We start from the raw sequence: 11,500 nt of genomic DNA, 5'->3' as shown, positions 1-11,500 counted from the left end.
CGACGTCAGCGTCCCGGTGAAGTAGTTCGTGGGCGTCGCCCGCACCCGGCCCTGGATGCCCATCGCGAGCCCCATGAGCACCAGCAGGCCCAGCCGGTCCGCGTCCGACGGCGCCGGCCGGGCCGCCCACAGCCCCGCCCCCGCCGCGAGCAGCGCCACCTCGGCCAGCAGCATCAACGGCACCCGCCGCCACATCCGCTCACCGGCCAGCGCCGCACCGGCCACCCCGCAGGCGTACGAGACCAGCGCGGCGACCACCCGCAGCGCGACGCCCTCCTCGCCCGCCCCGGCGGCCGAGGCGCCCAGCAGCACCAGGTTCCCGGTCATCACGCCGGCGAAGACCTGGCCGACACCGAGGAAGACGAACGCGTCCGCCGCCCCGGACGCCGCCGACAGCAGCACCAGCGCGCCGCGCTCCCGCGCCCTCACTCCAGCCCACGTGCCTGCCGGAACCGGGCCAGGCCCTCGGCCAGCTCCACCACGGGCTCCGGATAGTCCAGGCGCTCCCGCTCCCCGTCCGGCAGCTTCCACGGCTCGTGCACGGCGGACCCGGACACCGGCGACAGCTCCGGCACCCAGCGACGGACGTACTCCCCGTCCGGGTCGAGCCGCTTGCTTTGCACGACGGGGTTGAGCACCCGGTTGGGGCGGCTGTCGGTGCCGGTGCCGGCCATCCACTGCCAGTTCATCTGGTTGTTGGGGATGTCGCCGTCCACCAGGAGATCCAGGAAGTGGCGTGCCCCGACCCGCCAGTCCACGTACAGCGTCTTGGCCAGGAAGGAAGCGGTGAGCAGCCGGCCCCGGTTGTGCATCCAGCCCTCGTGGCGCAGCTGGCGCATCGCGGCGTCGACCATCGGATAGCCGGTGCGCCCCTGCCGCCACGCCTCGACCTCGTCGGCCGCGTCCGCCTCGGACCGCCACCGGTCGTGCTTGTCGCGGTAGTTCTCGTGCGACGAGGCGGGCCGGGCCGCGAGGACCTGGTAGTGGAACTCCCGCCAGCACAGCTGCCGTACGAACGCCTCGGCCCCCGCGCCGCCCGCGTCCCGGCACCGGTGCACCAGCTCGACAGGGGACAGGGTGCCGAAGTGCAGATGCGGCGAGAGGCGCGAGGTGCCGTCCGCCGCCAGGTCGTCGTGGCGGTCCTCGTACGCGGCGAGCCCGTGCCGCCGCCAGGCCGTGAACGCCTTGCGCCCCGCCTGCTCGCCGCCCTCCGCGAGCCCCTCCGACACACCGGAGACGTCACCACGCGAAGGCACCTTCTCGGAGCGCGGCCCCTCCGGCACCCGGACCGTACGCGGCGCGCCGAACACGTCGCGCAGCCGCTCCTGCGACCAGCGCCTGAAGTACGGGGTGAACACGGCGAAGTGGTCCGAGGAGGCGGGCGTCACCGCGCCGGGCGCCACCGCGGTGACCACCCCGTCGTGGACACGCAGCCGGCGCCCGTCCGCCTCCAGCGCCTCGCGCAGCCGTTCCTCGCGGCGGCGGGCGTACGCGCTGACGCCCGCCGCCACGTGCACCTCGTCGGCGCCGGCCTCCGAGGCGACCCGGCGCACCTCGCCGGCCGCGTCCCCGGACCGGAGGACCAGCCGGCCGCCCCGGTCGCGCAGTCCGGCGTCGAGGTCGCGCAGGCAGTCCGCCAGGAACGCGCGCCGGTTCGGGGCGTCGAAGCCGGCCGCTCCGATCGCGCTGTCCCGGACGAACAGAGGCACGATCTCGTCGGCCGACGCGAGCGCCGCGCGCAGCGGCGGATGGTCGTGCAGACGCAGGTCGGCGGTGAACAGGACGACCGCAACGGTCATGGCGCGACTCCAGAGGGGGGCGGGGACAGCCATGCTGCCGTTACCCCGCCGCGCCGGAGCGCACCGCTCAGGGCGACACCGCCGGTACCGCCCGATCGGGTGATGTCCGGCTCTCCGCCGCCCGCGCGATGTTGCGCGCCATCCCGCCGAACACGACGGCGTGGAACGGCGAGACACTCCACCAGTACGCGTGCCCGAGCAGTCCGCGCGGATGGAACAGGGCCCGCTGCCGGTAGCGGGACCGGCCCTCCCCGTCCCGCTCGACGTACATCTCCAGCCAGGCCGGTCCCGGCAGCCGCATCTCCGCGCGCAGCCGCAGCAGGTGCCCCGGCTCGATCTCCTCGACCCGCCAGAAGTCCAGCGAGTCACCCACCCGGAGCCGGTCGGTGTCGCGCCGTCCGCGCCGCAGGCCGACTCCGCCCACCAGCCGGTCGAGCCAGCCGCGCACCGCCCAGGCCAGCGGGAACGAATACCAGCCGTGTTCCCCGCCGATGCCCTCCACCACCCGCCACAGCGCCTCCGGCGACGCGTTCACCTCGCGCTCCCGCTCGTCCGTGTACAGGCTGCCGCCCGCCCAGTCGGGGTCCGTGGGCAGCGGGTCGCTGGGCACGCCCGGCACCGACGCGGAGGACCACCGGGTGGTGACCCGGGCCTCCCGGATCCGTTGCAGCGCCAGGCGCAGCGCCGTGTCGAAAGCGAACGGCTGCCCCGGGCCGTCGGGGACGTAGCCCGCGATGTCGTGCTCCCGGCACACCACCTCGTACCGCAGGGACTCGGCGAGCGGCCGGGCGATCGACGCGGGCACGGGCGTGATGAGCCCGACCCAGTGGCTGGACAGGCCCGGTGACAGCATCGGCACGGGCAGGATCAGCCGGTGCGGCAGCTCCGCCACCTCCGCGTAACGCTGCATCATGTCCCGGTAGGTGAGGACGTCGGGGCCGCCGATGTCGAACGCGCGGTTCACGTCCCGGGGCATGCGGGCACTGCCCACCAGATAGCGCAGCACATCGCGTACGGCGATCGGCTGGATGCGGGTCGACACCCAGCTCGGCGTCACCATCACCGGCAGCCGTTCCGTGAGGTAGCGCAGCATCTCGAACGACGCGGAACCCGAGCCGATGATGACGGCGGCGCGCAGCGCGGTCGTCGGCACGCCGGAGTCCAGCAGGATGCGCCCGACCTCGGCCCGGGAGCGCAGGTGCGGCGACAGCTCACGCTCGGGGACGCCCTCCGGGGTGAGACCCCCCAGATAGACGATGCGGCCGACCCCGGCGGCCCGCGCCTGCTCGGCGAAGGCCGTGGCGGCCCGCCGGTCGGTCTCCTCGAAGCCGGCCCCGGTCGTCAGCGCGTGCACCAGGTAGTACGCCACGTCGATGCCGTCCATCGCCGGGGCGAGCGAGGCCGCGTCCGTGACATCGCCCCGTACGGTCTCCACCTCGCCCGCCCAGGGATGGTCGCGCAGCTTCTCCGGGGTACGGGCCAGACACCGCACCCGGTGCCCGGCCGCCAGCAGCTCCGGGACCAGGCGGCCGCCGATGTAGCCGCTGGCACCGGTGACCAGGCAGTTCAGGGGAGTGTTGGCATGGTCGCCCGTCATGAGACCTCCGCATCGGGTCCGGATGCGCCGGCCCCGCGCGACCGGCCCGCCGCGACCAGTCTGACGCCGGGACGCCCGCCCCGCACGGCGCGCGGGTGTGGTCCGGCGCTTCCGGGGCATCCGTGGCCCATGGACGCAGCGGCGGCAGGACACCAGCGCGGCACGGCCCGGCGGAAGGGATGGGGGCGGCTCCTGCTGCGCGTCGCCATCCTCGTCCTGGCCTTCGCGGCCATGGTCGGATTCTCGGTGGTGCTGGCGAAGGTGACGCTCACCCCGTCGCCCGCCTCCGAGGAACTCGTGAAGTCGAACCTGCACCCGGGCCGCTCCCTGCGGCAGTACGCCGAGGACTACACGTTCCTCGCGGCGTGCAAGCAGGCCGGGGGCAACCTGGTGCTCGGCATGCCCTTCGGCATCCTGCTGCCCATCTTCGTCCCGCGACGGTTCCGGATGCTCCGCATGTTCCTGCTGACCGTGGCGGTCATCGTCCTCGTGGAGCTGGTGCAGGGAGCGGTCGTACGGGGGCGGGCCTTCGACGTGGACGATGTCATCCTCAACACGGCGGGGGCCCTCCTGGCCTACCTTCTGGTGGGGCGTCGGCTGAGCCACCGCTACCACGTCCTCGCCGAAGACCCCGAGCGCGTGCCGGCGGACCGCCCCGGGGAAGCGCCGCGTACGGAGCCGGAGCCTCGTCCGAAGGCCACGTCCCGGCGCACCGGGCGGCCCGCGTCGGCCTGGTCCCGGCTGCGCCACGGCGTCCGTCGCAGGGCCGCGCGCGGCCGGTCCCGGAAGCGCTGACCTGCGGCGGTACGGCTACCCGATCGGCCCGTGGCCGATTGCGGGCCGTATCCGGGGGGCCCACGGTGGAAGGCCACCGGGAGCGCCGCGCACCGGCGCTCCCGGTGGCCAGGACCGCGGGTCCGGCGCGCGGTCACCGCCGAGGAGGAGCTACATGACCGACGCCCAGTGGAGCCCGGGGCCGCGCGCCGGGGACGCCGACGAGTGCCGGCCCGTGCTGGACGTCGTGGCGCCCGCCCGTCAGCGGCGGCTCACCGTCCTCTTCCGGCTGCTCCTGCTGATCCCGCACTTCGTGGTGCTGTTCTTCCTGGAGATCGCGGCCTTCTTCACCCTCGTTTTCGGTTGGTTCGCCGCCCTCGCGCTCGGCCGGCTGCCCGGCCCCGTCTACCGCTTCCTCGCCCAGGTCCTGGCCTACCGGACCCGGGTCGGCGCGAGCGCCATGCTCCTCGTGGACCGCTACCCGCCCTTCAGCCTGGCCCAGCCGCCGGACCACCCCGTGCGCATCGACGTCCGCCCGACGCGGCTGAACCGGCTCGCCGTGTTCTTCCGGCTGATCCTGGTCGTCCCCGCTGCGGTCGTGCAGGGCCTCGTCACATCCGGCTGGTCGGCCCTGGGTGTCCTGTGGTGGCTCATCACCCTCGCCCTGGGGCGCATGCCCCGCCCGCTGTTCGAGGCCACGGCGGCCACCCTGCGCTACGAGATGCGGGTCTCCGCCTACTTCTCGCTGCTCAGCCCGGCCTACCCCAAGGGGCTCTTCGGCGACGACGCCCTCTCCGTACCGCAGGGCCGGCCGCGCTCCGCCACCCGGCCGCTGGTCATGAGCAACGCGGGCAAGGCGCTGCTGGTCCTCTTCCTGGTCCTCGGACTCGTCGGCGGTGCCACGACATCCGTGACCCGCTCCGCCTCGGACGGCGACGACTACGGCATGGGCGCGTAAAACGACTCGTACGAACAGTCGTTCAGGGTGCATGATCGCCCGATGACTTGGACCGCACCCGCAGCCATCCGTACGCCCGGCTCGCTCGTCGCCGCCGAACGGGAGATGCTCACCGGCTATCTCGGCTGGTTCCGCTCGACCCTGCTCCAGAAGTGCGCCGGGCTCACCGGTGAACAGCTCGCCGAACGGACGGTGGAGCCCTCGAACCTGTCCCTGCTGGGGCTCGTACGCCATATGGCGAAGGTCGAACGCACCTGGTTCCGGCAGCGGTTCGCCGGGCAGGACCTGGAGCCGATGTACGACCCGGCCAAGGGCAAGGACGCGGACTTCGAGGACCTGGACCCCGCCACGGCCGCCGAGGACTACGCCCGGCTGATCGAGGAGTGCCGACTCGCCGACGAGATCGTCGCCGGTGCCTCGCTGGACGACACCTTCACGCACAACGGGGAGGTGTACTCGCTGCGCCTCGTCCACGTCCACATGATCGGGGAGTACGCGCGTCACATCGGCCACGCCGACCTGGTGCGGGAGCGGCTGGACGGGGTCACCGGGGCCTGAGGGGCTGCGCGGGCCCGGGAGACGGCGCAAGGGCGGTCCGCCCCCTGCGTGAACCCGGCGGGCCGGGTCATACGGACCGTATGACCTCCACCGACCCGGCGACAGAACCGTCCACGAAGCCAGGCCCGGCCGACGACGGCCGGCGCCGCCGTCGCTGGGGCCGCGCGGCCGCCCTGATCGCGGCCGCGCTCGCCCTGCTGCTCCTCGGCACCCGCCTCAGCCTGCTCCCCGGCCTGGGCGACATCTTCGGCGAGGAGACCCACGACCGCTCGGGCCCCGCGGTGCTCAAGTCGATCCAGGACATGAGCAGGTACGAGGCGGCGGCCGGCAACTTCCAGGTCGTGGTCGACCTGGAGAAGGACACCAAGTACGTTCCCGACGTGATCCGGGGCAGCCGCACGCTGTACGTCGGCGCCGGCACCGTCTCCGCCTACGTCGACCTCGGGCGGGTGACGAGCGGGGGAGTCGTCGTGAACGAGGACCGCACCGCCGCCGAACTCCGGCTGCCGCACGCCGTGCTGGGCAAGCCGGCGCTCGACCCCGACCGCTCCTACGCGGTGTCCAAGCAGCGCGGCCTCCTCGACCGGCTCGGCGACTTCTTCTCCGACAACCCCGGCAGCGAGCAGGCCGTCAACAAGCTGGCCGCGCGCCACATCGGCGAGGCGGCCGAGGAGAGCGGTCTGGCGCGGCGCGCCGAGAAGAACACGACCGCGATGCTCAAGGGCCTTCTCGGATCCCTGGGCTTCGAGACGGTCACGGTCCGCTACGGCACCGGAGCCACCGGCCGTTCCTGACCGCGACACGACGGCACGGGCGGATGAGCCCGGCTGCGGAAGTCGTTGAAGCCATGATGAGATGCCGCGGCCGGCGATGGGCCACGGCCGGACAGACCGACGACGGGAAAGAACGCATGCCTCTCCAGGGCGAGTACGAGCCGAGCCCCTCCCAGTGGGTTCGCGACCAGGTCGAGCAGTACGAGAGCTCCGGCGGCACGGAAGGGACGACGATGCGCGGCATGCCCGTCATCGTCCTGACGACCGTGGGCGCCAAGTCGGGGAAGATCCGCAAGACGCCCCTCATGCGCGTCGAGCACGACGGCCGGTACGCGGTGGTCGCCTCCCAGGGCGGAGCCCCCACCCACCCCGTCTGGTACCACAACCTCAAGGCCGACCCGCGCGCCGAGCTCCAGGACGGCCCCGAGCGCCGGGACATGACGGCGCGTGAGGTCACCGGCGCGGAGAAGGAGCAGTGGTGGGAGCGCGCGGTCGAGGCGTTCCCCGACTACGCCGACTACCAGAAGAAGACGGACCGGCAGATCCCCGTGTTCGTACTGGAGCCGGTGGACGGGAGCCACTGAGGCGCTCGGGCGTACGACGGGACGCTGCGACCCGCCCTCGGGATAGTGTCCAGCTCGGCCCCCAGGGGGTGGGGCCGAGCGGAAGGATGCGAAACCAGATGACGACAGACAACTCCGACCTCGTCGCCTTCGTCAGGGCGCGCCTCGACGAGGAAGAGGACCTCGCGCGGGCCGCCGGCGGCGAGGCGTGGCGGTGCCCGGCCGAGTCGCCCGGCGAGATCCACGACCGGGGCGGCGCGATCGCCTTCACCCTGCGCACGCACGCGCACGCCTACGACCGGCACATCGTCCGCCAGGACCCGGCCCGGACGCTCCAGCGCATCGAGACCCACCGGGTCCTGCTGGACGAGTACGCCGAGGTCGCGGCGCTCGACGTGGACCGCCCGCAGCGCGACTTCGCGTCCGGCCGGGCCTTCGGCCTGGGCTTCGTGGTCCGGCAGCTGGCCGCCGAGAACGCCGGGCACCCCGACTACCTGGTGAAGTGGCTGCCCCGGTTCACCCAGTAGCGGAAGGGGCCGCCGGCTCAGAGCACGTTCGTCCCGTGGTCGCCCTTGGTGGTCACCTGGTCGCTCCGCTCCTGGAGCCGGCGGGCCTTGTCCCGAAGGCGCTGCCGCTCCTGCGGATCCGATGTGCGTTCGGCGGTCTCCCGCATCTCCTCGGCCTTCGCCCGGATGCGCTCGGCCCGGCCGCCGGTCTCGTCCGCAACGCTCATGATCACTCCAGGTTCTCGGTGGAGAGCCGTCCATCCCAGCGAACCAGCGCGCCCGCGCGCCCGCATCTCGGGCACCGGGGCGGTCGGGCCCCGCGCCCGTGGGCGAACCCGTTCTGACGGGATCAGATGCTCGAACGCAAGAAGCCGCGCACCGGCCGGTCGGAGAAGATCTGCCAGGCGTTCCTCATCCCGGAAGGCCAGAAGGCCGCCGCTGTCCGGCTCAGCCAGGGCTTCACCAGGGAGCCGCTGGAATGGCCGGTCACCGGCTGACCCGGCTGCCCGACCGCACCGATGTCCGAATGTGACAGGTAACCGTCATTGCGGCCACCGGAGCGGTTGGCCAGGATGGAGTCATGTCCACCGCACACCGCGTCGTCATCGCGGTCTTTCCCGGCGTCGACCTGCTCGACGTCTCAGGCCCCGCCGAGGTCTTCGCCCTGGCCAACAGGGTGTCCGAGGGCCACGACCGCTACGAGGTCCGGCTCGCCGGGCCCGAGGCGGGCGAGGTCCGGACCTCGGCGGGGGTGCGGCTGCTGACCGACCTCACCTTCGGCGAGGTGGGCCGGGAGGTGGACACCCTGCTGGTGCCCGGCGCCGTCGACGTCACCGACGACGGGCCCGTCGCCCGGCTCGACGCGGACATCGTGGCCTGGGTGAAGGAGACCGCCCCGCACGCCCGCCGGGTGGCGTCCGTGTGTGTCGGCGCGCATCTGCTCGCCGCCGCCGGGCTGCTGGACGGCAGGACGGCGACCACCCACTGGTCGACCGCCGCCCAGCTCGCCGCCGCGCACCCCGAGGTCACGGTGGACGCGGACCCGATCTTCGTCCGCGCCGACCGGGGCCGGGTGTGGACCGGCGCCGGCATCAGCGCCTGCCTGGACCTCGCGCTCGCCCTGGTGGCCGAGGACCTGGGCGAGGACACCGCGCTCGCCGTGGCACGCCAGCTGGTGATGTACCTCAAGCGGCAGGGCGGTCAGAGCCAGTTCTCCGTGCCTCTGAGCAGGCCGGCGGCCTCCCGGCGCGAGATCGACGTGCTGCGGCTGTGGATCGCGGACCACCTCGACCAGGACCTGTCCGCACCGGTGCTCGCGGCGCGGATGTGTCTGAGCGAGCGCCACTTCGCCCGGGTCTTCAAACAGGAGACCGGAGTCTCCCCGGCCGCCTACGTCGAGTCCGCCCGCGTCGAGGCGGCCCGCCGGCTCCTGGAGACGACCGACGACCCGCTCGACCGGGTGGCGTCCGCCGCCGGGCTGGGGTCGGCGGAGACCCTGCACCGTGTGTTCCGGCGGCAGATCGCCACCACACCGGCCGCCTACCGCCGCCGCTTCCGCACCCACGCGGCCTGACCGCTCCGGACACCCCGACACCCCGAATCCCCGAATCCCCGTACCGGGCACGGCGGACGGCTCCGCCCTGCCCGCACACCCTGAGAAAGGCATCCACCATGACCACGATTCAGCCCTCCGCCACGCTCCGCGAGGTCTCCGGCCTGGACGCCCGGCTGCCCCGGCTGAGCGAGTCCGTCCTGATCCTGATCGACGTCCAGAACACCTACCGCACCGGCATCATGGCGCTGGAGGGCGCCGAGGAGGCCGTCGCGGCCTGCGCCCGGCTGCTGGACCGGGCCAGGGCCGCCGGCACGCCGGTGGTCCACGTCGTCCACGACGGCGGCGAGGGCTCCCCGTACGACATCCGTGAGCACATCGGCGCCCTCAGCGACGAAGTGGCGCCCCGGGAGGGGGAGGCGGTGGTCGTCAAGCGGTTCCCGAACTCCTTCCACGACACGGAGCTGGAGAAGACCCTCACCGCCCTGGGCGCGGAGCCGGGCAGCGGCAAGGACCTGGTGCTCGCCGGGTTCATGGCCCACATGTGCGTCACCCACACCGCGCAGGGCGCGTTCAACCTCGGCTACCGGCCCGCCGTCGTCGCCGAGGCCACGGCCACCCGGAGCCTGCCCGCGCCCGACGGCACGGTCGTCCCGGCCGCCGCTCTCAAGACCGCCGCCCTCACCGCCGTGGCCGACCTCTTCGCCCCGGTCGCCCCGACGGTGGACGACCTCCCCGCCTGACCGCGTCCGCCCCGCGGGGCGGAGTCGTCAGCGCTCGACCGACGTGGTCGTGAAGCGGTCGCCGCAGACGCGGATCTGCGGGTCCCGCAGGGTCAGGGCCTCCTTGGAGCCCGGCGGGTACACCCGCAGGTAGTCGCCCTGCTTCCAGCAGCCGCCGTCCGCGATGCCCTGGTTCAGCGTGTGCAGCACGACGTGCGCCGTCCTGCCGGGAGCCAGCACCGTCGCCCCGTGCGAGGTGCCGTCGCGCTTGGCCGGTGCGCCGATGACGGCGCCGTCGCGCTGGATCAGGGACACACCAGGGAAGCCGTTCAGGGCGCAGGAGCGCCCGGACTTGTTCACGAACGTGAGCTCGTAGTAGACCTGCCCGGCGCCGCCGTCGCCCCGCTTCACGCTCATGCCCAGGCCCTCGGCCGTGCAGCGGCCGGGACCGGAGGCGCCCGCCTCGGACTCGCTGGGCGCGGCAGGGGAGGACGGTGCCGTCGCGGGGGCCGAGGAGGCGGGGTCGGACGGCTGCGGCGAGGTCCCGGCGGGGCCCGTCGTCCCGGCGTGGGCCGCGGGCGAGGCCGCCCCGTCCGATCCGGAGCCGTCGTCGTTGCAGCCCGCCGCGACGAGGGCGAACGACATCATCGCGACGGGCACGAGGAGGCGTCGGCGGAGCGTGCGCGCTCTCCCGGCCGACTCGCGCCCTCGCGGACGGGGCGCGTGTCCGAGCGGTGCGGGGGTGGCGGTGGTGCGAGAAAGTGAGCCCATAACGGACGCGTGCTCGATTTTCTGTCGACCCAACCTGATGATCTGGTAAAAACTGGTCCGCCCGGGGCGACCGGCCGGTTACGACGCCCCGGTCACTCCGGATCGGGCCGGACGACCGGCAGTCCCGCCGTCTCCGCCGCCTCGGCCAGCACCTCGCGGAGCATCGCCGGGGTGAGGCGGCCGGTGAAGACGTTGCGCTGGCTGACGTGGTAGCAGCCGAACACCGTCAGCGGGTCGCCCGCCCCGTCGGCCGGCTCCAGCGTCGTACGGGCGCCGTGGCCGAACACCGGCCTGGGCCGGGGCACCCGCCGCCCGGCCCGCTCCAGGGCGGCCAGGGTCGCCTGCCAGCCGAAGCCGCCGAGCACGACGACCGAGCGCACGGTGGGCCGCAGCAACTGGAGCTCGCGGGCCAGCCACGGCCGGCACGTGTCCCGCTCGCCCGGCGTGGGGCGGTTGGCGGGCGGCGCGCAGTGCACGGGGGACGTCACCCTGACCCCGTGCAGTTCGAGCCCGTCGGCCAGGTCCGTCACCGTGGGCCGGGAGGCCAGGCCCAGCTCGTACAGCGTGGCGTACAGCAGGTCTCCGGCCCGGTCGCCGGTGAACATCCTGCCGGTCCGGTTCCCGCCGTGCGCGGCGGGCGCCAGACCCGTGACGGCCAGAGAGGCGTCAGGGGGCCCGAAACCGGGTACGGGGCGGGCCCAGTACTCCCAGTCGCGGAACGCGGGGCGCTTGGTCCGGGCCGTTTCCTCCCGCCATTCCACGAGGCGGGGACAGGAACGGCACGCGACCAGCCGCTCGTCCAGCTCGGCCAGCGTGCGGGAGCGGGCGGCGGCCCGCACGGGGTAGTCCTCGGCGGTGCACATGATCGACCCGCTTCCACGTTCCTGGTTCCCGTCCGGTGGCGTGCTCACCGAAATGAGCGTACCC

At 73.7% G+C, this 11,500-nt stretch carries 15 protein-coding genes; 9 read left to right on the top strand and 6 right to left on the bottom strand.

Features of this window, described 5'->3' with window-relative positions; all coding sequences use genetic code 11:
* The 3 genes from G3I41_RS35655 to G3I41_RS35645 form a co-directional block, all read right to left on the bottom strand.
* Positions 1–402: YoaK family protein (locus tag G3I41_RS35655; RefSeq protein WP_164404664.1), on the bottom strand; the 402-nt coding region annotated here is incomplete at its 3' end.
* Between the two features lie 23 nt (positions 403–425).
* Positions 426–1,799 (bottom strand): deoxyribodipyrimidine photo-lyase, encoded by a 1,374-nt coding sequence (locus G3I41_RS35650; protein WP_164404660.1) that lies wholly within the window; start codon positions 1,797–1,799, stop codon positions 426–428.
* Between the two features lie 67 nt (positions 1,800–1,866).
* Complete coding sequence (locus G3I41_RS35645; RefSeq protein WP_164404659.1) at positions 1,867–3,396, bottom strand: SDR family oxidoreductase; 1,530 nt, start codon at positions 3,394–3,396, stop codon at positions 1,867–1,869.
* A 129-nt stretch (positions 3,397–3,525) separates the two neighbouring features.
* On the opposite strand from G3I41_RS35645, the gene G3I41_RS35640 reads away from it, so the two are divergent.
* From G3I41_RS35640 to G3I41_RS35615, 6 genes are all read left to right on the top strand, one after another.
* Positions 3,526–4,191 carry a VanZ family protein gene (locus tag G3I41_RS35640; RefSeq protein WP_164404658.1) on the top strand — a complete coding sequence of 222 codons (666 nt, stop codon included), beginning with the start codon at positions 3,526–3,528 and terminating at the stop codon, positions 4,189–4,191.
* 154 nt (positions 4,192–4,345) lie between these two features.
* Positions 4,346–5,128, top strand: coding sequence for a DUF4389 domain-containing protein (locus tag G3I41_RS35635; RefSeq protein WP_164404657.1), 783 nt, complete (start codon positions 4,346–4,348; stop codon positions 5,126–5,128).
* Positions 5,129–5,170: 42 nt separating this feature from the next.
* On the top strand, positions 5,171–5,686 hold the full coding sequence (locus tag G3I41_RS35630; protein WP_164404656.1) for a DinB family protein: 516 nt from the start codon (positions 5,171–5,173) through the stop codon (positions 5,684–5,686).
* 80 nt (positions 5,687–5,766) lie between these two features.
* The gene (locus G3I41_RS35625; protein ID WP_164404655.1) at positions 5,767–6,480 is read left to right on the top strand and encodes a DUF4230 domain-containing protein; all 714 of its coding nucleotides are present in this window, start codon (positions 5,767–5,769) and stop codon (positions 6,478–6,480) included.
* A gap of 116 nt (positions 6,481–6,596) precedes the next feature.
* Positions 6,597–7,043, top strand: coding sequence for a nitroreductase family deazaflavin-dependent oxidoreductase (locus G3I41_RS35620; protein ID WP_164404654.1), 447 nt, complete (start codon positions 6,597–6,599; stop codon positions 7,041–7,043).
* Positions 7,044–7,141: 98 nt separating this feature from the next.
* The gene (locus G3I41_RS35615; protein ID WP_164404653.1) at positions 7,142–7,549 is read left to right on the top strand and encodes a DUF6221 family protein; all 408 of its coding nucleotides are present in this window, start codon (positions 7,142–7,144) and stop codon (positions 7,547–7,549) included.
* A gap of 17 nt (positions 7,550–7,566) precedes the next feature.
* Here G3I41_RS35615 and G3I41_RS35610 read toward each other — a convergent pair whose 3' ends face one another.
* On the bottom strand, positions 7,567–7,755 hold the full coding sequence (locus G3I41_RS35610) for a DUF6381 family protein (RefSeq protein WP_164404652.1): 189 nt from the start codon (positions 7,753–7,755) through the stop codon (positions 7,567–7,569).
* A 126-nt stretch (positions 7,756–7,881) separates the two neighbouring features.
* Here G3I41_RS35610 and G3I41_RS35605 point away from each other — a divergent pair, with 126 nt between their 5' ends.
* From G3I41_RS35605 to G3I41_RS35595, 3 genes are all read left to right on the top strand, one after another.
* Positions 7,882–8,025, top strand: a complete 144-nt coding sequence (locus tag G3I41_RS35605; RefSeq protein ID WP_164404622.1) for a hypothetical protein — start codon at positions 7,882–7,884, stop codon at positions 8,023–8,025.
* 83 nt (positions 8,026–8,108) lie between these two features.
* The gene (locus G3I41_RS35600; RefSeq protein WP_164404651.1) at positions 8,109–9,101 is read left to right on the top strand and encodes a helix-turn-helix domain-containing protein; all 993 of its coding nucleotides are present in this window, start codon (positions 8,109–8,111) and stop codon (positions 9,099–9,101) included.
* Between the two features lie 98 nt (positions 9,102–9,199).
* Positions 9,200–9,823 carry a cysteine hydrolase family protein gene (locus tag G3I41_RS35595; RefSeq protein WP_164404650.1) on the top strand — a complete coding sequence of 208 codons (624 nt, stop codon included), beginning with the start codon at positions 9,200–9,202 and terminating at the stop codon, positions 9,821–9,823.
* A gap of 27 nt (positions 9,824–9,850) precedes the next feature.
* On the opposite strand, the gene G3I41_RS35590 is transcribed toward G3I41_RS35595, so the two are convergent.
* Both G3I41_RS35590 and G3I41_RS35585 read right to left on the bottom strand, forming a co-directional pair.
* Entirely contained in the window at positions 9,851–10,462 is a 612-nt protein-coding gene (locus tag G3I41_RS35590; RefSeq protein ID WP_343242287.1) for a DUF4232 domain-containing protein, read from the bottom strand.
* 203 nt (positions 10,463–10,665) lie between these two features.
* On the bottom strand, positions 10,666–11,436 hold the full coding sequence (locus tag G3I41_RS35585) for a uracil-DNA glycosylase (protein WP_164404662.1): 771 nt from the start codon (positions 11,434–11,436) through the stop codon (positions 10,666–10,668).
* Positions 11,437–11,500 lie beyond the last annotated feature (64 nt).

The sequence above is a fragment of the Streptomyces sp. SID9727 genome, assembly GCF_010550605.1.
Classification (GTDB): domain Bacteria; phylum Actinomycetota; class Actinomycetes; order Streptomycetales; family Streptomycetaceae; genus Streptomyces.
The sequence above is the reverse complement of the archived record's forward strand: the minus strand, read 5'-3'. Positions and strand labels throughout refer to the sequence as shown.

Excerpts from the sequence above, each read along its gene's own strand:
- G3I41_RS35650 (WP_164404660.1), bottom strand. The coding sequence starts at position 1,799 with ATGACCGTTGCGGTCGTCCTGTTCACCGCCGACCTGCGTCTGCACGAC.
- G3I41_RS35645 (WP_164404659.1), bottom strand. The coding sequence starts at position 3,396 with ATGACGGGCGACCATGCCAACACTCCCCTGAACTGCCTGGTCACCGGT.
- G3I41_RS35640 (WP_164404658.1), top strand. The coding sequence starts at position 3,526 with ATGGACGCAGCGGCGGCAGGACACCAGCGCGGCACGGCCCGGCGGAAG.
- G3I41_RS35635 (WP_164404657.1), top strand. The coding sequence starts at position 4,346 with ATGACCGACGCCCAGTGGAGCCCGGGGCCGCGCGCCGGGGACGCCGAC.
- G3I41_RS35630 (WP_164404656.1), top strand. The coding sequence starts at position 5,171 with ATGACTTGGACCGCACCCGCAGCCATCCGTACGCCCGGCTCGCTCGTC.
- G3I41_RS35625 (WP_164404655.1), top strand. The coding sequence starts at position 5,767 with ATGACCTCCACCGACCCGGCGACAGAACCGTCCACGAAGCCAGGCCCG.
- G3I41_RS35620 (WP_164404654.1), top strand. The coding sequence starts at position 6,597 with ATGCCTCTCCAGGGCGAGTACGAGCCGAGCCCCTCCCAGTGGGTTCGC.
- G3I41_RS35615 (WP_164404653.1), top strand. The coding sequence starts at position 7,142 with ATGACGACAGACAACTCCGACCTCGTCGCCTTCGTCAGGGCGCGCCTC.
- G3I41_RS35610 (WP_164404652.1), bottom strand. The coding sequence starts at position 7,755 with ATGAGCGTTGCGGACGAGACCGGCGGCCGGGCCGAGCGCATCCGGGCG.
- G3I41_RS35605 (WP_164404622.1), top strand. The coding sequence starts at position 7,882 with ATGCTCGAACGCAAGAAGCCGCGCACCGGCCGGTCGGAGAAGATCTGC.
- G3I41_RS35600 (WP_164404651.1), top strand. The coding sequence starts at position 8,109 with ATGTCCACCGCACACCGCGTCGTCATCGCGGTCTTTCCCGGCGTCGAC.
- G3I41_RS35595 (WP_164404650.1), top strand. The coding sequence starts at position 9,200 with ATGACCACGATTCAGCCCTCCGCCACGCTCCGCGAGGTCTCCGGCCTG.
- G3I41_RS35585 (WP_164404662.1), bottom strand. The coding sequence starts at position 11,436 with ATGTGCACCGCCGAGGACTACCCCGTGCGGGCCGCCGCCCGCTCCCGC.